Here is a 21,598-nt window from a genome sequence, read left to right as displayed (position 1 = left end):
CCGGAAGGCCACCCCTGCCATGACCAGCGAAAACCAGCTCCCCGTCGATTCGGAGGTCACCCTCCGGGTCAACGGCAAACCCCACACCCTGCATGTCGACCACCGGCGTGTCCTGCTGGACCTGCTCCGTGAGGACCTCGGCCTGACCGGGGCGAAGAAGGGCTGCGACCACGGCCAGTGCGGTGCCTGCACCGTGCTGGCCGACGGCCGCCGCGTCAACAGCTGCCTGCTGCTCGCGGTCGCCCTCGACGGCAGTGAGATCACCACCGTCGAGGGCCTCGGCGGGGACGGCGAGGAGCCACACCCACTGCAGCGGGCCTTCCTCGACCGCGACGCCTTCCAGTGCGGCTACTGCACCCCGGGGCAGATCTGCTCCGCCGTCGGCATGCTCGCCGAGGCCGCCGCCGGCCACCCCTCCCTCGTCACCGACCCCACGGACCCCTCCGGCCGGCCCGTCCCGCTGGACCGGTCCGAGATCCGCGAGCGCCTGAGCGGCAATCTGTGCCGCTGCGGCGCCTACCCGCGCATCGTCGAGGCGGTGGAGGACGTGATCCGGTGAACGGCTTCGGATACCTCAGGCCCGCCACCGTCCAGGAGGCCGTGGAGGCGTACGCCGCCCATCCCGGCGCCCGCTATCTTGCCGGCGGCACCAACCTGGTCGACCTGATGAAACTCGGCGTCGAGCGGCCGGCCGTCCTGATCGATGTCGGCCGGCTGCCGCTGGCCGACATCGAGGAGCTGCCCGACGGCTCGCTGCGCGTCGGCGCCACCGTCCGCAACAGTGACCTGGCCGCCGACCCCCGCGTCCGCGACCGCTACCCGGCGCTGTCCCAGGCCCTCCTCTCCGGCGCCTCCGGACAGTTGCGCAACGCCGCCACGACCGGCGGGAACCTGCTCCAGCGCACTCGCTGCCCGTACTTCCAGGACCTGGACAAACCCTGCAACAAACGCGAGCCCGGCAGCGGCTGCGGGGCCAGGGAGGGTGTCCACCGCGACCACGCCGTCCTCGGGCACTCGGAGCACTGCATCGCCACCAACCCGTCCGACATGGCCGTCGCCCTCGCCGCCCTCGACGCCCAGGTCGAGCTGTACGGCACCCAGGGCACCCGGCGTCTGCCGGCGGCCGAGTTCCACCGGCTGCCCGGCGAGCACCCCGAGCGGGACACCTGGATCAACCCCGGCGAACTGATCACCGGCGTGCTGCTCCCGGCCGCGACCGCCGGCGTCCCGTCGGCCTACCGCAAGGCCCGCGACCGGGCCTCGTACGCCTTCGCCCTTGCCTCCGTGGCCGTCGTGCTGAAGGTCGCGGAGGACGGCATCGTCGACCAGGTGGGGCTCGCCTTCGGCGGGCTCGCCCACCGCCCCTGGCGGGCCCATCACGCCGAATCGGCCCTGCTGGGCGCCCCCGCCACCCCGGCCGCCTTCGAGGGGGCCCTGGCGCTGGAACTCGCCCACGCCGAGCCGTTGCGGGACAACGCCTACAAGGTGTCCCTCGCCCGCAACCTCGCCCTGGACGTCCTGAACCGCCTCACCCCCGCACCCGCGCCTGCCTGAGCCGGCACGGGAGGGACTAGAGGGACCAGAGGGACAGGAGGAAATCCATGACCGCCAACTCGGCCCCCCACGGAGTCCTGGGTGCCCCCGCCGAGCGCCGGGAAGGGCTGCAGAAGGTCACCGGTGTCGCCCGTTACGCCGGGGAGTACCCCCTGCCCGGTCGTGCCCATGCCTGGCCCGTGCCTGCCGCGATCGCGCGCGGGCGGGTCAGCGCCGTCGATGCCTCGGCCGCCCTCGCCCTGCCCGGCGTGCTCGCCGTGCTCACCCCCGACGACGCCCCCCGCCTTGCCGCACCCGAGGACGCCACCCTCGCCGTACTCCAGGGCCCGGGCGTGCCGCACCGGGGCTGGTGCGTGGCCCTGGCCGTCGCCGAGAGCCCGGAGGCGGCCCGCGGGGCCGCCCGGGCGGTGCGGGTCACCTACACGGCCGAACCGCACGACGCCGACCTGGATCCCGGTGACCCCGACGCCTACGAGCCGCGGGAGACCAACGCCGGCTTCCCGGGCCGGGTCGAGCACGGCGACCCGGCGGACGCCTTCGCCGCCGCCGAGGTCCGCGTCGATGTCACCTACCGGGTGCCGCCGCTGCACAATCACCCCATGGAGCCGCACACCAGCACGGCCCACTGGGACGGGGACCGGCTCACCGTGTACACCTCCAGCCAGGGCGGTACGACCGTGCGGGAGGTGCTCGCCCAGCTGTTCGAGCTCCCCGAGGACCACGTCACCGTCGTCACCGAGCACATCGGCGGCGGCTTCGGCTCCAAGGGCACCCCGCGCCCCGACGTCGTCCTCGCCGCCATGGCCGCCCGGCGCACCGGCCGGCCCGTCACCCTCGCCTACCCCCGCCGGTACTTGCCCACCACCGTCGGCCACCGCGCCCCCACCGTGCAGCGCCTCCGCCTCGGCGCGGGCGGGGACGGCCGGCTCACCGCCCTGCTGCACGAGGTGACCACCTACACCTCCCGGGTGCGGGAGTTCGTCGAGCAGGCCGCGGTGCCCTCCCGGGTCATGTACGCCACCCCGGCTCTGCTCAGCTCCCACCGTGTGGTCCCGCTCGACGTGCCCAGCCCGTCCTGGATGCGCGCCCCCGGCGAGGCGCCCGGCATGTACGCCCTGGAATCGGCCGTGGACGAACTCGCCGAGGCGCTCGGCATGGACCCGGTGGAGCTGCGGATCCGCAACGAACCCGAGCGGGAACCGGAGAGCGGCAAGCCGTTCAGCAGCCGGCACCTCGTCCAGTGCCTGCGCGAGGGCGCCCGCCGCTTCGGCTGGGCCGAACGTGATCCGCGTCCGGGAACGCGCCGCGAGGGCCCGCTGCTCATCGGCACCGGCGTCGCCGCGTCCACCTATCCCGCCGCGGCCGTCCCGGCCACCGCGACCGCCCGCGCCCTGCCCGACGGCACCTTCGCCGTGCGGATCAACGCCACCGACATCGGCACCGGCGCCCGTACCGTCCTCGCCCAGATCGCCGCCGACGCCCTCGGCGCGCCCCTCGACCGGGTCCGCACCGAGATCGGGCACAGCGACCTGCCGTCGGCCTGGCTGGCCGGCGGCTCCATGGGCACCGCCTCCTGGGGCTGGGCCGTCCACGACGCCTGTGCCGAGCTGGCCGCCCGGCTCGCCGCGCACAGCGGGCCGCTGCCCGCCGACGGCATCGCGACCCGCACCGACACCGCCGGGCGGGCCGACGCCGACAGCCCCTACGCCCGGCACGCCTTCGGCGCCCAGTTCGCCGAGGTCGCCGTCGACACCGTGACCGGTGAGACGCGCGTACGGCGCCTGCTCGGGATCTTCGCCGCCGGCCGGATCCTCAACTCCCGTACCGCGCGCTCCCAGTTCACCGGCGGCATGACCATGGGCCTCGGCATGGCTCTCACCGAACACAGCACCCTGGACCGGGCGTTCGGCGACTTCACCGAGGCCGATCTTGCCTCCTACCATCTGCCCGCGCACGCCGACGTCCCCGACGTCGAGGCCGACTGGATCGACGAGGACGACCCGCACCTCAACCCCATGGGCAGCAAGGGCATCGGCGAGATCGGCATCGTCGGCACCGCCGCCGCCCTCGGCAACGCCGTCCATCACGCCACCGGCATCCGCTTCCGTGACCTGCCCCTCACCCCCGACCGGATCCTCGCCGGTTTGCTGTCCGAGGGCTGACCGTGACCGGGCCGACCTGGGAGTACGACGGCTACCGGCCCGAGGAGGAGCGGCTGCGGGAGTCCCTGTGCACCCTGGGCAACGGCTACTTCGCCACCCGCGGCGCGCTGCCGGAGTGCGCCGCGGACGACGTCCACTACCCGGGCACCTACGCGGCCGGCTGCTACAACCGGCTCACCTCCGAGGTCGCCGGCCGCCGGATCGAGAACGAGGACATGGTCAACCTGCCCAACTGGCTCCCGCTGCGCTTCCGCCCCGCCGGCGGCGACTGGCTCGGCCCGGACACCGCCCCCGTGACCGAGCACCACCAGATCCTCCACCTCGACCCCGGTCTGCTGGAGCGCCGTACCGGCTACGGCCTGCCCGGCGGCGGCATGCTCCAGGTGCGCCAGCTGCGCCTGGTCCATCTCGCCGACCCCCATCTCGCCGCCCTGCGCACGGAGTTCACCGTCGAGGGCCATATCCTCGGCCTGGAGGCCGAGGCCGCGCTGGACGGCAGCGTCACCAACTCCGGGGTCGCCCGTTACCAGGAGCTGGACGGCCGGCACCTCGACCGCTTCGACACCGGCACCGCCGCACCGGGCACGGTGTGGCTGAGCTGCCACACCCGCACCTCCGACATGCGCTTCGGGCTGGCCCACCGGCTGACCGCGAACTTCCCGGTCACCCACGCCAACGAGGCCCACCGCGCCGTACAGCGGGTGAGCCTGCACCTGACGCCCGGCCGTACCGTCACCGTGGACAAGACCGTTGCCCTGCACACCTCCCGCGACCCCGCCATCGGCGAGCCCCTGCACGCGGCTGTCGAGCGCGTCGAGGCCGCACCCGGCTTCGACGAACTGCGCGCGTCGCACGCCACGGCCTGGGAGCAGCTGTGGCGGCGCACCGCCCTGGAGGTCCCCGGCGAGGCGGGCAGCATCCTGCGCCTGCATCTGTTCCACGTCCTGCAGACCCTCTCCCCGCACACGGCCGACCTCGACGCCGGCGTCCCCGCGCGCGGACTGCACGGCGAGGCGTACCGGGGCCATGTCTTCTGGGACGAACTCTTCGTCCTGCCCTACCTCAACCTCCATCTGCCCGAGGTCTCCCGCGCCCTGCTCCACTACCGGCACCGCCGCCTGGACGCCGCCCGGCACGCGGCGCGGGAACGCGGCCGGCGCGGCGCGCTTTATCCCTGGCAGAGTGGCAGCGACGGCCGCGAGGAGACCCAGCAGCTCCACCTCAACCCCCGCTCCGGCCGCTGGCTGCCGGACCACTCCCAGCTCCAGCACCACGTCGGCTCGGCGGTGGCGTACAACGTCTGGCAGTACTACGAGGCCACCGGCGACACCGACTTCCTGCACGGCGAGGGCGCCGAGATGCTGCTGCACATCGCCCGCTTCTGGGCGGACTCGGCCACCTACGACCCCGCCCTCGGCCGGCACCGTATCCGGGGCGTGGTCGGCCCCGACGAGTACCACGACGGCTACCCCGGCGCGGACACTCCCGGCCTGGACGACAACGCCTACACCAACGTCACCGCCGCCTGGGTGCTCGCCCGCGCCCTTGACCTGCTGAACGCCCTGCCCGAGCCGCGCCGCCGCGAGCTCACCGACGGAATGGGCCTGGAGGAGGACGAGCCGGACCGCTGGGAGGACGTCTCCCGCACCCTGTACGTCCCCTACCACGACGGTGTGATCAGCCAGTTCGACGGCTACGGCGACCTCGCCGAGCTGGACTGGGACGGCTATCGCAGACGGTACGACGACATCCGGCGCCTGGACCGGATCCTGGAGGCCGAGGGTGACACCGTCAACCGCTACAAGGCGTCCAAACAGGCCGACGTCCTCATGCTCGGCTACCTCTTCTCGGCCTCCGAACTCCGCGCTCTCTTCGGGAGGCTGGGCCATCACCTGGACGACCGCACCTGGGCCGCCACGGTCGACCACTATCTGCACCGCACCAGTCACGGTTCCACGCTCAGCGGCCTGGTGCACGGCTGGATCCTGGCCCGCGCCCGCCGCGCGGACGCTTGGGCCTTCGTCCAGGAGGCGCTGCGCGGCGACATCGCCGACCTCCAGGGCGGCACCACCGGCGAGGGCATCCACCTCGGCGCGATGGCCGGTACCCTCGACCTCGTCCAGCGCGGACTGACCGGCCTGGAGACCCGCGGTGGCGTCCTCAGCCTCGACCCCGTCCCGCTGCCCGAACTCTCCTCCTACGGCTTCCCCATCCGCTACCACGGCCACTGGGGCGTCCATCTGCGCCTGCGCAGCGGCCTGCTGGAGATCGCCGTACCGGCCTCCCACCACTCGCCGATCGGCGTCCGGCTGCGGGAGCAGGTGATCCCGGTGGTGCCGGGCGAGACGGCCCGCCTGGTGCTGCCGGAGTAGGTGTCGACGCCGGCGGCACGGGGGACGACGATGCAACGGTAAGTGGTTGAACGGAGAGTGGAGTTGGCGGAGACGAGCGCGACCGACGCCCCCTTGCGCGTGCTGGCGGTGGACGACGAGGAACCGGCGCTCGAAGAGCTGCTGTATCTCCTGGGGCAGGACCCGCGGGTCGGCAGTGTGCTGCCCGCCACGACGGCCACCGAGGCGCTGCACCGGCTCGGCCGGACCCCGACGGACGGACCGGACGGGCCGGAGGGAGCGGAGGGCGGCCCGGCCGTCGACGTCGTCTTCCTCGACATCGACATGCCGGGGCGCGACGGCCTCGAACTGGCCCGCCTGCTGGGCGAGTTCACCGCACCGCCGCTGATCGTCTTCGTCACCGCCCACGACGACTTCGCCGTACGCGCCTTCGACCTCAAGGCCGTCGACTACCTGCTCAAGCCGCTGCGCAAGGAGCGCTTCGCGGAGGCCGTACGCCGGGCCGCCGAACTGGTCCGCGCCGGACAGGGCCCCCGCCCGGCCACCGCCCCCGCCGGCCCGGCGCCCGGCCTCGCCGACCAGGTCCCCGTGGAACTGGGCGGGGTGACCCGCTTCGTGCCCATCGCCGACATCACCTATGTCGAGGCCCAGGGCGACTACGCGCGGCTGCACACCCGGCGCGGCAGCCACCTGGTGCGCGTTCCGCTGTCCACGCTGGAGGAACAGTGGCGCGAGCGCGGCTTCGTCCGCATCCACCGCAGCCGGCTCGTCGCCCTCGGCCGCATCGAGGAACTCCGGCTGGACGGCGGCAACGTGACCGTACGGATCGGCGACCGGATCCTGGCCGTGAGCCGTCGCAACGCGCGCGAACTGCGCGACCTGCTGGCCCGGCACGCGGCCGGATCGGTCCGGAGGTGACGGACGTGTGGCGATTCTCGTCCGGTCGCGTCCTGCGGCTGTCGACCGGGTCGCCCGCTGCGTACACTCGCCGCACACAAGGTGATCACCGCGGCGTCGGGGAGTGCGTCATGGGTGCGGAATCCGTCCCTCGCAGAGAGGTGGTCACCGGACGGCCGCGCCCCGGCGACCGCACGGCACCCCGCTCCGGCCTCCGCCCTGCGCCTGCCGAAAGCGACGCCGCCGTACGGCTGTTGATGCGCCGTCAAGTACGTGCCGCCCTCGCCGCGACGGCTCTCCTGGTGCTCCCGCTCGGCCTGCTCCCCGTCCTCCTGCGGCTGCCGCCGCTCACCGACACGGCACCCCGCATCCCGCTAGCCGTCTGGTTCGTCCTGGGCGTGGCGCCGTACCCCGCGCTGCTCGCCATCGGCGCCTGGTACGTCCGCCGCGCCGAGCGCAACGAGACCGGCCCGGCCGCCCGCGCCCCCGTGGAACGCCCCCGACCGTGAACCAGACGTACGGCATGCTCGGCGTGACGGCCGTGGTCCTCGCCACGGTCCTCGTCGGCGCGCTCGGCCTGCGCATCTCCCGCACCACCTCCGATTTCTACGTCGCCTCGCGCACCGTCGCGCCCCGGCTCAACGCCACCGCGGTCAGCGGCGAGTACCTGTCCGCCGCGTCCTTCCTCGGCGTCGCCGGACTCGTCCTGGCCCAGGGCGTCGACATGCTCTGGTTCCCCATCGGCTACACCGCCGGCTTCCTGGTGCTGCTGGCCTTCGTCGCCGCCCCGCTGCGCCGCTCCGGCGCCTACACCCTGCCCGACTTCGCCGAGGCCCGGCTGGAGTCCCGGGCGGTGCGGCGGGTCGCCGGGGTGCTGGTCGTCGGCATCGGCTGGCTCTATCTGCTGCCCCAGCTGCGCGGCGCGGGCCTCACCCTGCGGCTGCTCACCGGCGCCCCCGGCTGGCTCGGCGGGCTGGTCGTGGCCGTGGTGGTGACCGCGGCCGTGGCCGCCGGCGGGATGCGCAGCATCACCTTCGTCCAGGCTTTCCAGTACTGGCTGAAACTCACCGCCCTGCTGGTGCCCGTGGTGTTCCTGCTGCTCGCCTGGCACGCCGACCGGGCCCCGGCGCCCGTCTGGGACGACCGGCCCGTCTTCCACCGTGCCACCGAGGTGCGCGTCGACCGGCCGCTCACCCTCACCGTGCGCGAGCCGGTCCGGGTGACGGCGTCCGGCCGGGTCGACGGCCGCGCGGTGCACGGCGTCTCGCTGCGGCTGGACGAGGGCCGGCACCGGCTCGGCGCGGACACGACCGTGCGATTCCCGGTCGGCGCGGTCGTCCCCCTGCCGGACCGGGCCCCCGACCGCATCTCCTCCAGCTGGGGCACACCCCTGTCGGCCTCCCGCGAACAGCACGGCCTGTACGCCACCTACGGGCTGATCCTCGCCACGTTCCTCGGCACCATGGGCCTGCCGCACGTCGTCGTCCGCTTCTACACCAACCCCGACGGCCGCGCGGCGCGCCGCACCACGGTGAGCGTGCTGGCCCTGCTGGGCGCGTTCTACCTGCTGATGCCGCTGTACGGCATGCTGGGCCGCCTCTACGCCCCCGACCTGCTGCTGACCGGCGACACCGACGCGGCGGTCCTCGTCCTGCCGCAGCGGCTGATCGGCGGCGTCCCCGGGGACCTGCTCGGCGCGCTCGTCGCGGGCGGCGCCTGCGCGGCCTTCCTGTCCACCGCGTCCGGACTGACGATGTCGGTCGCGGGCGTACTGGCCCAGGACGTCCTGCCGACCCTGGGCGTACGCCACTTCAGGCTGGCCACGCTGCCCGCGATCGCGGTGCCCACGGCCGCGTCGGCGCTGGTCGGCGAGCTGCCCGTGGCCGACGCGGTGGGCCTGGCCTTCGCGGTCTCCGCGTCCTCGTTCTGCCCGCTGCTGATCCTGGGCATCTGGTGGCGCGGTCTGACCCCGCCGGGCGCGATCGCCGGGCTGCTGCTGGGCGGCGGCTCGGCGCTGACCGCGGTGACGGCCACCATCGCGGGCGGCGCCGACTCCGGCTGGCCGCACACCCTGCTGGCCTGGCCCGCGGTGTGGTCCGTCCCGGTCGGCTTCGCGGCGATGATCCTCACCTCGCTGGCCACCCGCGACCGCGTCCCGCCCGGCACCGCCGCCACCATGGCCCGCCTCCACCTCCCCGAACCCACCCACCCCCACCCGGCCACCCCCTGACCGAGGAGCCCCGTGCCCACGACCGACCTCACCCCATGCACCCGAGCCCCCCGGGCCGACACGAGCCGCCATGCCGTGTGGACCTGTGCGGGGCGCTCGGGGGTGGGGGTGGATCGTCGAGCGGTCGGGGTCGGCGGGGGTGATGATGTCGGTCGTTCTGGCATGGGGGCGGGCGCCGGTCAAGCGGCTGGGGCCGGTCCCGGCCACCGCGCGACGCCGGTCTGCCGGGGGCACTCCGAAGCCGAGGAGCGCACGGGGCGCCCCGACATCCCGGCCGGCGCCGGTCGCCGTACCGCCCTGTCCGCCGCCGGTCGTGTCGCGGTCCTGGCCCGTGCCGGTCACCGCGGTGCGCGGGAGCGTGGCGGCCGCCCCGATGTCCGGGTCCGCTCCGGGCACCGACACCCCCAGGCCCCGGCATGACCGTCCTCGGGACCGCGGCCCTCGTGCTGGTCGGGCTGGCGGTGTTCGCGCTCGGGGCCGGGCTGGGGCACGGGGCGGCGCGGCGGCAGCAGGAGCATGCGGACGGCACCGACGAGGCACGTGCCCTGGTGCGTACCCTGCACGCCGTCGGGCTCGCCGCGGCGCCGCTGCGTGCCGGGCTGACCCCGGACACGGCCCGCCGGGCGGCCCGCCGGCTGCGTCCGCTGCTCGGCGCGCCCGCCCTCGCCCTCACCGACGGCACCTCTGTCCTCGCCTGGGACGGCGCCGCCGACCATCATCGCGAGCAACTCCTGGCCCTGCTCGCCGATCCGTCCCGCGGCCGGACCGTCGCGCTGTCCTGCGACGACGGGAGCTGCCCCGTCCGATGGGGCGCGCCGGCCCCGCTCACCGCCGACGGCCGCTGCGTCGGCGCGCTCGTCGTGTTCGCCGCCACGGAGTCCGGCGTCCACGTCCGGGCGGCGCAGGCCGCGGCCGGCAGGCTCTCGCTCGAACTCGATCTCGCCGGCCTGGACCGGGCCCGGGCCGGCGCCCACGAGGCCGAGATGCGGGCCCTGCGCGCCCAGATCTCCCCGCACTTCATCTACAACTCCCTCGCGAGCATCGCCTCCTTCGTCCGTACGGACCCCGAGCGCGCCCGTGAACTCCTCCAGGAATTCGCCGACTTCACCCGCTACTCCTTCCGCCGCGAAGGCGATTTCACCACCCTCGCCGAGGAGTTGCGCGCCATCGAGCAGTACCTGGAACTCGCCCGCGCCCGCTTCGGCCGCCGTCTGAGGGTCACCCTGCGCATCGCCCCCGAGGTGCTCCCGGTGACCCTGCCGTTCCTCTGCCTGCAACCCCTCGTCGAGAACGCCCTCAAACACGGCCTGGAGGAGTCCGTGGAGCGCAGCGTCGTCACGATCACCGCCGAGGACGAGGGCACCGAGGCCCGCGTCGTCATCGAGGACAACGGCATAGGCATGGAACCGGAACGCCTGCGCGCGATCCTGCGCGGTGCGGCCGGCCCGTCCACCGGCATCGGCCTGAGCAACGTGGACCGCAGGCTGCGCCAGGTCTACGGCGACGACCATGGCCTCGTCATCGAGACCGGGGTCGGAGCGGGTACGAAGATCACACTGCGCGTCCCGAAGTTCCGCCCGGGCGTCCAGGCCCCGCCACCACCATGACCCTCTCGCGGCCGGGGAGCACAGTTACGCTGCGAGCGTGGAACTGACAGTCCTGGTCGTGCCCGAGTGCCCCCACACCGCGCCGCTGCGCGAGCGACTGGCACGCGCCCTGGAGGGGCGTGCCGACGTCACCGTGACCTGGCACGAGGTGGCCGACCCGGAGGAGGCCCGGCGGCTGGGCATGCACGGCTCGCCGACGCTGCTGGCCGACGGCACCGATCCGTTCGCCCGCCCCGGTCAGGAACCGAGCCTGTCCTGCCGGGTCGGCGCCCTTCCGTCGGTACGGCAGTTACGCGAGGTCATCGCGTCCGGCTGAACCCCGTCCGGGCCGAGCCGGGGCGTCACCCGGCGCCGATGGCCGCGAGCAGCCGGTGGAGGTCGTGGGCGGCCTCGGCCGTGGCCAGCACGGCCGAGGCGACGACGGCCGCGGTGACCGCGGTGAGGGCCCGGGGGCGGCCCGGCGGCGGGGCGAGGAGCGCCGCGACCCGGCGGGGGACCGGACCGGCCGAGGCGAGCGGACCGCGGCGCCCGAGGATGCCGAGGACCGCACCGGCGGCGCGGGCGAGCGCCGGGGCGCGGTGGGCGGCGAGCGCGGCCTTGCCGACGGCGCGCGCGACCCGCCTGCGGTCACCGGTCGAGGCGGCCGCGCTCTCGTCGGCCCAGCGCTCGATCGTGTAGGTGACGGCTGTCGCGAGGGGACGCAGCAGCGGGTTGGCGGCGGCGCCGAGCTGGGCGAACGCGACGAACGCGTAGTGATGGGCGGCCAGATGGGCGCGCTCGTGGGCGAGCAGGACGTCGTGCTCGGTCTCGTTCAGGGTGTGCAGCATGCCGGTGGAGACGACGACCCGGCCGGGCAGCCCGGGGATGGCATAGGCGTCGGCGGCGTCGTCCTCCAGGACGACCAGGCCGTCGCGGGCGGGCATGCAGGCCGCGTCCAGTGTCGCGGCGGCCAGCGTACGGGTCCGGCGCCAGAACATGCGGGCGGCCGCCCACACCGCGCCGCCGAGCAGCACTCCCGCGACGACGGCGACGGAGAGCGCGGTGGGATCCTGGTGCCGCGCGCTGCCGGCCGACCAGTGCCCGAGGGCGGCCAGTTGCGGGATGCGGATCAGGCCCGTGACGGCCAGCAGGCCCAGCGCGACGGTGCTCGCCGCGCCCAGGACCAGGGCGGAGACGGTGAGCAGCCAGGTGGCCAGGCGGGGTTCGCACCGCTCCGACAGCGGCCGCGCGCCGAGCGGCGCGAGCAGCGACAGCAGCAGCGGCACATAGACGGCGAGACGCATCCGGCCCTTCTTCTCGGTCGGTGTCCGGCTAGGGGCCGAGTCTGCCATCGGACGGCCGGCGAGCGCCATCGGCCCCCGGTACCCGTCTGCCCGGTGAATCACCGGGCACAGAGTGCCATGTAACGCTTGCTACATTCCCTCGTGTGCCGAAGCCTGTGTCGAAACCCCTGCCGACGGAAGAGCGGGAGAGCCGCTGGCTCGTCCTCGTGATCAGACTGCCGGCCGAGCCGAGCAGGCACCGGGTCGCGGTCTGGCGGGAGCTGCGCAAGGCGGGTGCGCTCTCGCTGGGCCAGGGGGTCTGGGCCGTACCCGACGTGCCGGTCTTCGCGGACGGTGTCGCCCGCGCCCTCGCGCTCACCGAGCAGGCCGGCGGGCGGACCGTGACCCTGAACGCCGCCGGGCGCAGCACCGAGGACGCGGCCCGCTTCCGGGCGCTGTTCACGGCCGCCCGGACCGCCGACTGGACGGAGTTCCTCGCCGACTGCGGCATGTTCGAGGAGGAACTGGTCAAGGAGATCCGCATCGGCACGTTCACCCTGGCCGAGCTGGCGGAAGAGGAGCAGTCGCTGGAGCGGCTGCGGCGCCGGCACCGCGACCTGACCGCGCGGGACGTGTTCGGCGCCCCGGAGGCGGCCGAGGCCGGCCGGCGGCTCAAGGAGTGCGCCGCGGCCTGCGAGGACTACGCCGAGCGCGTCTTCGCCGCACTGCACCAGAACCCCGAGGGGGAGCGGTGACCGGGCGGGCGGCCCCGGCCCGCCGGATGTGGCCGCTGTACGCGGCCGGGTTCACCACCGCCTTCGGCGCGCACGGCATCGCCGCCAGCCTCGGCGGTCGCGCCCAGGGCGCGGTCACCTCCCTGCTGGTCCTGGGCGGGCTGCTCGCCCTCTACGACGGTGCCGAGGTGCTGCTCAAGCCGCTCTTCGGCACCCTCGCCGACCGCGTCGGCGCCCGCCCGGTCCTGCTCGGCGGGCTCGTGGCCTTCGCCGTCGCGTCCACGCTGTACGTCGTCGCCGACAGCCCCGGCTGGCTCTGGGCCGCCCGGCTCGGGCAGGGCGCCGCGGCCTCCGCGTTCTCGCCGTCCGCCTCCGCACTGGTCGCCCGCCTCAATCCGGCCGCAAAACACGGCCGTGCCTTCGGCAGTTACGGCTTCTACAAGTCCATCGGCTACACCCTCGGCCCGCTGCTCGGCGGCGTCCTCGTGTGGGCCGGGGGACTGCGACTGCTGTTCGCCGTGCTCGCGGTGCTCGGCGCCACGGTCGCCGCCTGGGCCGCGCTCGCCGTCCCCGTCGTACCCCCGCTGCCCAAGGCCCGGCAGACGGTGCTCGACCTCGCCCGGCGGCTGGCCGACCCGGCCTTCCTCGCCCCGACGTCGGCACTCGCGGCGGCGACCGCCGCGCTGTCGGTCGGAGTCGGGTTCCTGCCGGTCTCCGGCCGAGCCGCCGGGCTGGGCACGGTGGCGACCGGAGCGGCGGTGTCGGTGCTCGCCGGCTGCGCGGCCGTCGTCCAGCCACGCGCCGGACACGCCCTGGACGACGGCCGGCTGACCACCCGGACCGGTCTGGCCGCGGGCCTGCTGCTCACGGCCACGGGCCTGGCCTGCGCGATGCTGCCGGGCCTGACCGGGATCCTGATCGCGGCCGCCCTCACCGGTATCGGTACGGGCCTGATCACCCCGCTCGGCTTCGCCGCACTGGCCGCGAGTACCCCCGTGGAACGCCTCGGCCAGACTATGGGCGCCGCCGAACTCGGCCGCGAACTCGGCGACGCCGGCGGCCCGTTGCTGGTCGCCGGCGTCGCCTCCGTCACCACTCTGACCTACGGCTTCGGAGCACTCGCGGCCGTCGTCGGGGCGGGCGCGGTGGCAGCCCTCGCCCACCGCCGCCGATGAGTGGATCACCGAGCGGCCTGAGCCATTCGCTCGTCCGACTCGACGCCGGCCTGCGGCGACGCCGTGGCGAGCAGGAACGTCCACGCGGCGATGCCGGACGCGGCCCGCCTCTGCCGAGCTGTCCGAGTACTCAGGCGCTGAGCGAGGCGGGTTCCGGGCCGACCATGGACGAAGGCAGAACACCCCGCCGGCACGGCGAGAGCCGAGACGCCGAGCGGGAGGGAAGATGAGGTATGGGCACGACGGACTCCTCCCGAGCAGGCTGCGACCGGTCGGTGGTGGGTCCTGCCGCGCCGCCCAGTGGCCTGCTCGATCTGCTCAGCGTCGCCGCGGTGGTGCTGAACGCGCAGGGGAAGGTGGTCTTCTGGAGCCCGAAGGCCGAGGAACTGTTCGGCTACACCGCGACGGAAGCGCTGGGCCGGCACGCGGCTCGGCTGATGGTCCACGAGCAGCACCGGGACGCGGTGATCAAGCTGTTCGCCGAGGTCATGGAATCCGGCACCGACTGGGCAGGGGTGTTCCCGATCCGGCACAAGGACGGCAGCATCCGCCTGGTGGAGTTCCGCAACATGCGGCTGCTGGACGACCTCGGTGACGTCTACGCCCTGGGCCTTGTCGCGGACCAGGCCGCTGTGGAGCGGGTCGAGCGAGATGCCGCCCTGGCGATGTGTCTGGTGTCCCAGTCCCCGGTCGGGCTGGCCATTCTGGACCCGGACCTGCGGTACCTGGCCGTGAACCCTGCTCTCGAACGCATCACCGGTCAGTCCGCCGCCGAGCGTCTGGGGCGGCCGGCCGGCGAGGTTCTGACCTTCCTGGACACGGACCCCGAGGCACGTCTGCGCCGTGTCCTGGAGACGGGCGAGCCGGTCGTGGACCGGGAGATCATCTGTCGTCCCCCCGCCGATCCGGACCACGAGCACGCCTGGTCCGTCTCGTACTACCGGCTGGAGGATTCCGGTGGGCGGGTGCTGGGCCTGGCCTACTCCGTCATCGACGTCACCGAGCGTCATCGAGCCGCTGCCGAAGCGGCACAGGCCCGGCAACGGCTGGCACTGATCGCCAGAGCTTCCGCCTGCGTGGGCACCACCCTCGATCTGGAAGCGACGGCGCGCGAGCTTGCCGACGTCGTCGTACCGGTCCTGGCCGATGTGGCGGCCGTGGACGTACTCGACAGCGCTCTCGACGGCCGGACCGACCCACACGAGGGACCCGCCCTCTTCCGCGCCCTCGCGATCAGCGCGGCCCACTCCACCGAGGCGGTCCGCGCGGCCGACCCGCCGGGGGAACTCGCCCCCTACGACAGCGACCGCCTGATCACCCAGTGCGTGCGCACCCGGCAACCGGTACTGGTGCCCCACACCTCCCGTCAGGATCTGGAGCGCATCGCCCGGCATGGCGAGGCCGCCTCCCTCCTCGCGGCGGCCGGCGTTCACTCCTACCTGGCCGTACCGCTCCTCGCCCGGGGCGAAGTCCTCGGCGCCCTTGACCTCATACGCACCCGGAACCCCGCGCCTTTCGACGACGACGATGCGCTGCTCGCCCGGGAGCTGGCCGCCCGAGCCGCGGTCTGCATCGACAACGCCCGCGGATACCAGGCCCAGCGCCATGCGGCCCTCATCCTCCAGCGCAGTCTGCTGCCCGAGCGCCCGTCGCACCTGCCCGGCCTGGAGGTCGCCTGCCGCTACCAGCCCGCCGGCTCCGCGAGCGAGATCGGCGGCGACTGGTACGACGCCATCCCTCTCCAAGGTGACAGAACCGCCCTGGTCGTCGGAGACGTCATGGGCAGCGGCATCGATGCCGCCGCCACCATGGGGCAGCTCCGCAGTGCCGCCCGTGCCTTCGCCGAACTCGCCCTCGCCCCCGCCGAGGCCCTTCATCACCTGGATCACCTGACCGAAGGTGTCGAGCAGACCATCACCACCTGCGTCTACTGCGTCTACGACCCTCACCGGGACCAGTGCGAGATCTGCCTGGCCGGCCACCTGCCCCCGGCCCTGATACGCGGCGGCCACGCGGCACAGCTTCTGGACCTTCCCCCCGGCGCACCGCTGGGCGTCGGCGGGGTGCCCTTCGAGGCCGCCACGATCGCCTTCCGCCCCGGCGACGAGCTGGTCCTCTACACCGATGGCCTGATCGAAACCCGAAGCGAACCCATCGACGCCCGCCTCGACACCCTCCTCGACACCCTCACGGCGGCACATGGCGACGACCTGGAGGGCACGTGCGACCGCCTCCTGGAGACTCTGCGCCCGCCCGGTGGTGAGGACGACGTGGCACTGCTCATCGCCCGAGCCCGGTCCTGAGCCACCATGTCTGCGGACGACCTCGCCCGGCTCGAAGCCGGGCGGGTCCTCATCGTCCAGCTAGCCGGAGACGGCCTTCGCCCAGCCCCGGGTGACCGCCTGCCTCGCCTTCTCCAGTTGCGCGTCCGTCGGGAACTGCGGCGTTCCTTCGACCGTCGGCAGTCGTGCGGCGGCGGCCTCGTCGAGGGTGCCGTCCCGCCGCATGGCGTCCATGAGCACCGGGCGGGCATAGGCGCGCAGCCGGAGGTTCTGGCCTTCCGGGCCGAAGAGGTACTCGTGCCACAGGCGGGCAGCCGCCGGGTGCGGGGCGTGCTTGTTGATCGCCAGCGCGAAATACTGGGCGAAGCTGCCGTCGAAGGGGATCGCGACCTGCCAGTTCACGCCTTTGTCACGGAGCTGGTCGGCGTAGTCGAGGTTGATGTAGTCCCAGTTGATGCTGATCGGGGTCCGGCCGCTCGCGACCGTCGCCGAGGTGGAAGCGAGCGGGTTGAAGTTGCCGCGATGGTTGAGTTCGGCGAAGAAGCCGAGGCCTGGCTGGACGTCGTCGAACGACCCGTTGTTCGCCAGCGCGGCCGCGTAGACACTGGCGAAGGCGGTGGCCGACCGCCGCGGATCGCCTTCGAGTGCGACCTGGCCCTTGTACCGTGGCTTCAGCAGATCGGCGAAGGTCTGCGGACAGGGTTTGACCCGGTTGGCGTCGCAGCCGATGGAGATGTAGCCCCCGTAGTTGTTGGCCCAGCGGGCCTTGGAGTCCTTCTGATTTCCGGGGATCGAAGCGTAAGCGGCCACCTTGTACGGCGCGAGAAGGTTCTTCACCGCTGCTTTCCGTGCGAACGTGTCGCCCACGTCGATCACGTCGGGTGCCGTCGGCCGGTTCCCCCTGTTGCTCAGGGCGTCGATCTCGTCCTCGCTGTGGCCCAGCGGCTGCTCGACGGTGACCTTGATCCCGTACTTCTTCTCGAAGCCGTTGATCAGGCTGCCGTAGCCGGCCCAGTCACGCGGCAGCGCGATCGCTCTGAGCGTGCCCTCCTGCTTCGCTGCGGCGATCAGTGCGCGCATGCCGCCCATGCTCTCGGCGGACGTGGCGGCCGACGGCTTCGCGTGGCCGGCGGGCGGTGTGTTCTCGCAGGCGCTCAGGCCCAGTGCCACGAGAGCGAAGCAGCCGAAGACCGCCGCTGCTCGGGCACACGGTGTGGTCACGGCTGCTCCCGGACGTGGGGGATGAGGTGGTCACCTCGGCCGGCTGCCGGCGGTGCCACCGGGTCCGCAGCGGCGGGCCTGCCGCTGTGCGTCCCGGCTCTTTCGGCTCCACGGCGCCGGCGAAGTGGTCATCGAGGCCAGCGTACCCGGCCGCCTCGACAGCGGAATGCCGCCCGGGAGGCCCGAGATCACCGTCTTCCCCCGGCACCCCGGCTTCTTCGTACGGACGTACCGGCTCACCTCACAGCGCGGTGTCGTCCCATTGGTCGAGCAAGAGCTCGTCGAGTCCTTCCCCCTCCGGCGTGGCGTCGTGGCGCAGGGAGTGTTCCGCCCAGATGACCTTGCCGGTGGCCGTGTAGCGGGTCCCCCAGCGTTCGGCGAAGCGGGCGACCAGGAAGAGACCGCGGCCGCCTTCGTCGGTGACCTTCGCCCGGCGCAGCCGGGGCGAGGTGCTGCTGCCGTCGGCGACCTCGAAGATCAGGCTGCCCGCATCGGGGCTGCCGACCGGCTCCGTGCGCAGCAGCCGCACGGCGATGGGCTCGGCTCCGTAGCGAATGGCGTTGGTGATCAGCTCACTGAGGATGAGTTCGGCGGTGAAACCGATCCGCTCCAGCCCCCACTCGGCCAGCCGACGGGCGCAGGCGGTGCGCACGGGGGCCACCGCAGCCGGGTCACGGGGCACCTCCCACTCGGCGACCTGATCCGGTCCGAGCCGGCGCGTGCGGGCCACCAGCAGCGCGATGTCATCCCGGGGCCGGTCGGACAGCATGGCCTCCATCACCGCCGCGCAGGTGGCCTCCGGTGTGCGACCGGGCCCGGTCAGAGCGTCGCGCAGGGCCGCCAAGCCGGCGCCCAGGTCCCGGGTGCGGTCCTCGATCAGCCCGTCGGTGTACAGCACCAGCCGGGCGTCCTCGGGCACGGTGAGCTCGGCGGTCTCGACGGGCAGGCCCGCTCCGAGTCCCAGCGGCGGGGAGACGGGCAGCTGAGGGAAGTCGACGGTCCCGTCGGGCCGGACGACCGCCGGTCCCGGGTGGCCCGCGGTGGCGATGGCCAGCCGCCCGGAAGTGGGGTCGTAGACGGCGTACTGGCAGGTCGCTCCGGTGATCACCCCCTGCTCGTGCTCCGCCGCGGTGACCTCCTCGGCGTCGATCTGCGCCACCAGCTCGTCCAGCCGGCCCAGCAGCTCCTCGACGGGCATGTCCAGGGCGGCGAAGTTGTGCACGGCGGTGCGGAGCCGGCCCATCGTCGCCGCGGCGTGCAGACCGTGGCCGACGACATCGCCCACGACCAGCGCCACCCGGGTACCGGACAGCGGGATGACATCGAACCAGTCCCCGCCCACCCCGGCCTGGGCCGGCAGATAGCGGTAGGCGACGTCGAGGGCGGACTGCTCGGGCAGCGCGCGGGGCAGCAGGCTGTGCTGCAGGGTGACGGCCATGGCGTGTTCGCGGGTGTAGCGGCTCGCGTTGTCGATGCACACCGCTGCCCGGGCGGCCAGCTCCTCGGCGAAGGTCACGTCCTCGTCCTCGAACGCAGGGGAGCCCTCCGCGCGCCGGAAGACCACCACGCCCAGCACCACGCCGCGGGCGCGCAGGGGCACCGCGAGCATGGAGCGGATGCCGTGATCGAAGATCCGCCCGGCACTTTCCGGCTGCCGGGCCCGCCAGGCGCCGGCGGCGGACACGTCCCTGATCAGGACCGGGCGGCCCTCGGCCAGCGCGGTGGAGACGGGGTCGGCCGGGACGAGCCGGATCAGCTCGCCGACGGGGTGGAGGGGAGGGCCCGCGTCGACACCGGCGACGGCGCTGCGGCGCAGCTCGGTGATCCCGGCGCCACCCGAGCTCTCCTCGCCACGCAGGACCCGGTCCAGCAGATCGACGGTGACGACGTCGGCGAACCGGGTCACCGCCACCTCGGCCAGTTCCTCGGCCGTGCGCTTCACATCGAGCGTGGTGCCGATCCGCAGTCCGGCGTCGTAGAGCGACTGCAACCGTTCACGCGCCTGCTCCGCCCGGCCGGACACGGCACGCAGCTCGGTGGTGTCCCGGAGCGTGACCACGCTGCCGTCCGGTCCGTGCGGTGCGGTGAGCCGCTTGCTGACCGCGAGCAGCCGGTCGGCCGCCAGGTACACCTCGTCGGTGGCGGGGCGGTCGCCGGCCAACAGCCCGGCGAGGTCCTCGTCCAGCCCCAGATCGGTGACGTGCCGCCGCTCGGCATCCGCCGGCAGGTCCAGAAGCCGCCGTGCCTCGTCGTTGGCCAGCAGCAGCCGGCCGTCACCGCCGACGATCAGCACTCCTTCCCGCACCGCGTGCAGCACCGCGTCGTGGTGCTCGTACATCCGGGTCATCTCGGTCGGCCCCAGGCCGTGGGTCTGCCGCCGCAGCCGCCGGCTCACCAGGCCCGACCCGCCCGCGGCGACGACCAGGGCCGTGGCGGCGCCGCCGAGGAGGACCGGCAGCTGACGGTTCACCCGGTGCCGCACCCTCTCGACCCTGACGGGCACGGAGACGATGGCGATGACCGAACCGCCGGGACCCCTGACGGGCACCGCCGAGATCACGGAGAGCCCCAGCGAGCCCCTGAACGTACTCGTGAACGGCGTGCCGGTCGCCGCCGCCGCGTAGGGCCCGATGACGCGTTTCCCGATCTGACGCGGGTCGCTGTGCGCGAGGGTGATCCCGTTCAGCCCGTACACGATGACGGCGTCGACGCCTGTGGCCGTCCGGGTCGCCTCGGCGTGCGGCTGCAGCGCCGCCGTCGGGTTCGCACTGTTCAGCGCCGACACGGTCCCCGGGGCGTTCGCGAACGTCTGCGCCACGGTGAGCGTCCGGTGGCGGGCGTCCGCCATCACGTCGCGTCGGGCCTGCACGACGAGCGCCACGAGGGCGGCGGCGACGAGCAGCATCACCACCGCCAGCTGGAGCACGAAGACCTGGCCCGCGAGGCTGCGCAGACTCAGCAGTGAACCCGACCGCCGCGCCTGTCTCGCCCGGCGTGGCCGACCGGGCCGGTGAACGCTCATGGACGCATCAGACACATCCTGCCCGGATTGACTCGAAACTCCACTCATATCCCCTTTCTATCTTTTCCAGGTGACCGACCTCGAAGCGACGGCGGGCGGACTCGCACGGACTCAAGCGTCGGCTGACCGGACACGCGGAACGATGTAGCCTCCGAAGACCGCCCTTGACCTGCAGAAGCAGGCAGGGAGCAGAACGAATCGGGAGTTTCTTCGTGTTTCGTACCATGTTCAAGTCCAAGATCCACCGGGCCACCGTCACCCAGGCCGACCTGCACTACGTGGGATCGGTGACCATCGACGCCGACCTCCTCGACGCCGCCGACCTGCTGCCCGGCGAGCTCGTGCACATCGTCGACATCACCAACGGCGCCCGCCTGGAGACGTACGTCATCGAGGGTGAGCGCGGGTCCGGGGTCATCGGGATCAACGGGGCCGCGGCCCATCTGGTGCATCCCGGAGACCTGGTGATCATCATCAGCTACGCTCAGGTCACCGACGCCGAGGCACGTGAGCTGCGGCCACGGGTGGTGCACGTGGACGGCGCCAACCGGATCGTCTCCCTCGGCGCCGACGCGTCCGAACCGGTGCCCGGTTCGGACCAGCGGCGCAGCCCGCAGGCTGTGCCGACGGCCTGACCGGAGCGCCTGATCAGGACCGGACCAGGAGCGTGTGAGCCCATGAGCGAGATCGACATCCGCGACGACCGGGCGGCCGGCCGCCTGGAGGCCGTCGGCGAGGGCGAAGTCGTCGGCCGTATCGAGTACTTCGTGCTGGAGTCGCCCGCGCGCGCCCTGGTCCCGGTCCATACCGTCGTCGAGCCCGCCCACGAGGGCAAGGGCATCGCCGGCTCCCTCGCCCGCGAGCTGTACGCCGTCGCCGAACGCGAGGGCGTCCTGGTGGCCCCGCTGTGCCCGTACGTGGTCACGTGGGCCGCCCGCCACCCCGAGGTCGCCCCGCCGGCCGACCCGGCGCTGCTGTCGGCCGCGAAGGACTGGCTGCGGGGCCACCCGGGCCGCTTCTGAAGACCCGGCTCGCCCAGTCGGGTGAGTGACCCAGGGCTCGCCGGGCAGGCGTGGGACGAGTCCAGAGGGACGATGGATC

The 21,598-nt window shown here is 73.6% G+C and carries 17 protein-coding genes; 14 read left to right on the top strand and 3 right to left on the bottom strand.

From position 1 onward, the window contains the following. Positions 1 to 19 precede the first annotated feature (19 nt). From LE548_RS03285 to LE548_RS03245, 9 genes are all read left to right on the top strand, one after another. Positions 20 to 559, top strand: coding sequence for a (2Fe-2S)-binding protein (locus LE548_RS03285; RefSeq protein WP_225095074.1), 540 nt, complete (start codon positions 20 to 22; stop codon positions 557 to 559). After that, positions 556 to 1,554 carry a xanthine dehydrogenase family protein subunit M gene (locus tag LE548_RS03280; protein WP_225095073.1) on the top strand — a complete coding sequence of 333 codons (999 nt, stop codon included), beginning with the start codon at positions 556 to 558 and terminating at the stop codon, positions 1,552 to 1,554. The genes LE548_RS03285 and LE548_RS03280 overlap by 4 nt, the downstream gene beginning before the upstream one ends. 47 nt (positions 1,555 to 1,601) lie before the next feature. Beyond that, the gene (locus tag LE548_RS03275; protein WP_225095072.1) at positions 1,602 to 3,716 is read left to right on the top strand and encodes a xanthine dehydrogenase family protein molybdopterin-binding subunit; all 2,115 of its coding nucleotides are present in this window, start codon (positions 1,602 to 1,604) and stop codon (positions 3,714 to 3,716) included. After that, on the top strand, positions 3,713 to 6,088 hold the full coding sequence (locus LE548_RS03270; RefSeq protein ID WP_225095419.1) for a glycoside hydrolase family 65 protein: 2,376 nt from the start codon (positions 3,713 to 3,715) through the stop codon (positions 6,086 to 6,088). Before LE548_RS03275 ends, LE548_RS03270 begins: the two co-directional genes overlap by 4 nt. A 63-nt stretch (positions 6,089 to 6,151) precedes the next feature. Further along, positions 6,152 to 6,985 carry a LytTR family DNA-binding domain-containing protein gene (locus tag LE548_RS03265; protein ID WP_225095071.1) on the top strand — a complete coding sequence of 278 codons (834 nt, stop codon included), beginning with the start codon at positions 6,152 to 6,154 and terminating at the stop codon, positions 6,983 to 6,985. Positions 6,986 to 7,095: 110 nt separating this feature from the next. Continuing rightward, on the top strand, positions 7,096 to 7,473 hold the full coding sequence (locus LE548_RS03260) for a hypothetical protein (protein WP_225095070.1): 378 nt from the start codon (positions 7,096 to 7,098) through the stop codon (positions 7,471 to 7,473). Then, positions 7,470 to 9,194: a cation acetate symporter gene (locus LE548_RS03255; protein ID WP_225095069.1), complete on the top strand. Its 1,725-nt coding sequence runs from the start codon at positions 7,470 to 7,472 to the stop codon at positions 9,192 to 9,194. Before LE548_RS03260 ends, LE548_RS03255 begins: the two co-directional genes overlap by 4 nt. Positions 9,195 to 9,610: 416 nt before the next feature. Next, complete coding sequence (locus LE548_RS03250) at positions 9,611 to 10,801, top strand: sensor histidine kinase (RefSeq protein ID WP_225095068.1); 1,191 nt, start codon at positions 9,611 to 9,613, stop codon at positions 10,799 to 10,801. Positions 10,802 to 10,838: 37 nt separating this feature from the next. Beyond that, positions 10,839 to 11,117: a thioredoxin family protein gene (locus LE548_RS03245; protein ID WP_225095067.1), complete on the top strand. Its 279-nt coding sequence runs from the start codon at positions 10,839 to 10,841 to the stop codon at positions 11,115 to 11,117. Between the two features lie 25 nt (positions 11,118 to 11,142). Here LE548_RS03245 and LE548_RS03240 read toward each other — a convergent pair whose 3' ends face one another. Beyond that, on the bottom strand, positions 11,143 to 12,084 hold the full coding sequence (locus LE548_RS03240; protein ID WP_225095066.1) for a M56 family metallopeptidase: 942 nt from the start codon (positions 12,082 to 12,084) through the stop codon (positions 11,143 to 11,145). A 143-nt stretch (positions 12,085 to 12,227) separates the two neighbouring features. Between LE548_RS03240 and LE548_RS03235 the strand changes: the two genes are divergently transcribed. The 3 genes from LE548_RS03235 to LE548_RS03225 all read left to right on the top strand — a co-directional run bounded on the left by LE548_RS03235 (position 12,228) and on the right by LE548_RS03225 (position 16,275). Continuing rightward, the gene (locus tag LE548_RS03235) at positions 12,228 to 12,818 is read left to right on the top strand and encodes a Chromate resistance protein ChrB (protein WP_225095065.1); all 591 of its coding nucleotides are present in this window, start codon (positions 12,228 to 12,230) and stop codon (positions 12,816 to 12,818) included. A gap of 26 nt (positions 12,819 to 12,844) precedes the next feature. Next, positions 12,845 to 13,972 carry an MFS transporter gene (locus LE548_RS03230; protein WP_225095418.1) on the top strand — a complete coding sequence of 376 codons (1,128 nt, stop codon included), beginning with the start codon at positions 12,845 to 12,847 and terminating at the stop codon, positions 13,970 to 13,972. 233 nt (positions 13,973 to 14,205) lie between these two features. After that, complete coding sequence (locus tag LE548_RS03225; protein WP_225095064.1) at positions 14,206 to 16,275, top strand: SpoIIE family protein phosphatase; 2,070 nt, start codon at positions 14,206 to 14,208, stop codon at positions 16,273 to 16,275. Positions 16,276 to 16,335: 60 nt separating this feature from the next. Here LE548_RS03225 and LE548_RS03220 read toward each other — a convergent pair whose 3' ends face one another. Next, positions 16,336 to 17,475 carry an ABC transporter substrate-binding protein gene (locus tag LE548_RS03220; protein WP_225095063.1) on the bottom strand — a complete coding sequence of 380 codons (1,140 nt, stop codon included), beginning with the start codon at positions 17,473 to 17,475 and terminating at the stop codon, positions 16,336 to 16,338. 241 nt (positions 17,476 to 17,716) lie between these two features. Beyond that, positions 17,717 to 20,497 (bottom strand): SpoIIE family protein phosphatase/ATP-binding protein, encoded by a 2,781-nt coding sequence (locus tag LE548_RS03215; RefSeq protein WP_225095062.1) that lies wholly within the window; start codon positions 20,495 to 20,497, stop codon positions 17,717 to 17,719. Positions 20,498 to 20,709: 212 nt separating this feature from the next. On the opposite strand from LE548_RS03215, the gene panD reads away from it, so the two are divergent. Both panD and LE548_RS03205 read left to right on the top strand, forming a co-directional pair. Next, complete coding sequence (gene panD, locus LE548_RS03210) at positions 20,710 to 21,132, top strand: aspartate 1-decarboxylase (protein WP_225095061.1); 423 nt, start codon at positions 20,710 to 20,712, stop codon at positions 21,130 to 21,132. 42 nt (positions 21,133 to 21,174) lie between these two features. Next, entirely contained in the window at positions 21,175 to 21,519 is a 345-nt protein-coding gene (locus tag LE548_RS03205) for a GNAT family N-acetyltransferase (protein ID WP_225095060.1), read from the top strand. Positions 21,520 to 21,598 lie beyond the last annotated feature (79 nt).

It is taken from the genome of Streptomyces sp. CoH27, from assembly GCF_020181035.1.
Classification (GTDB): Bacteria; Actinomycetota; Actinomycetes; order Streptomycetales; family Streptomycetaceae; genus Streptomyces; species Streptomyces camelliae.
Note: the sequence above shows the minus strand (reverse complement) of the source record. Positions and strands in the feature narration are given on the sequence as shown.

Excerpts from the sequence above, each read along its gene's own strand:
- LE548_RS03285 (WP_225095074.1), top strand. The coding sequence starts at position 20 with ATGACCAGCGAAAACCAGCTCCCCGTCGATTCGGAGGTCACCCTCCGG.
- LE548_RS03205 (WP_225095060.1), top strand. The coding sequence starts at position 21,175 with ATGAGCGAGATCGACATCCGCGACGACCGGGCGGCCGGCCGCCTGGAG.
- LE548_RS03230 (WP_225095418.1), top strand. The coding sequence starts at position 12,845 with ATGTGGCCGCTGTACGCGGCCGGGTTCACCACCGCCTTCGGCGCGCAC.
- LE548_RS03250 (WP_225095068.1), top strand. The coding sequence starts at position 9,611 with ATGACCGTCCTCGGGACCGCGGCCCTCGTGCTGGTCGGGCTGGCGGTG.
- LE548_RS03215 (WP_225095062.1), bottom strand. The coding sequence starts at position 20,497 with ATGAGCGTTCACCGGCCCGGTCGGCCACGCCGGGCGAGACAGGCGCGG.
- LE548_RS03275 (WP_225095072.1), top strand. The coding sequence starts at position 1,602 with ATGACCGCCAACTCGGCCCCCCACGGAGTCCTGGGTGCCCCCGCCGAG.
- LE548_RS03240 (WP_225095066.1), bottom strand. The coding sequence starts at position 12,084 with ATGCGTCTCGCCGTCTATGTGCCGCTGCTGCTGTCGCTGCTCGCGCCG.
- LE548_RS03225 (WP_225095064.1), top strand. The coding sequence starts at position 14,206 with ATGGGCACGACGGACTCCTCCCGAGCAGGCTGCGACCGGTCGGTGGTG.
- LE548_RS03260 (WP_225095070.1), top strand. The coding sequence starts at position 7,096 with ATGGGTGCGGAATCCGTCCCTCGCAGAGAGGTGGTCACCGGACGGCCG.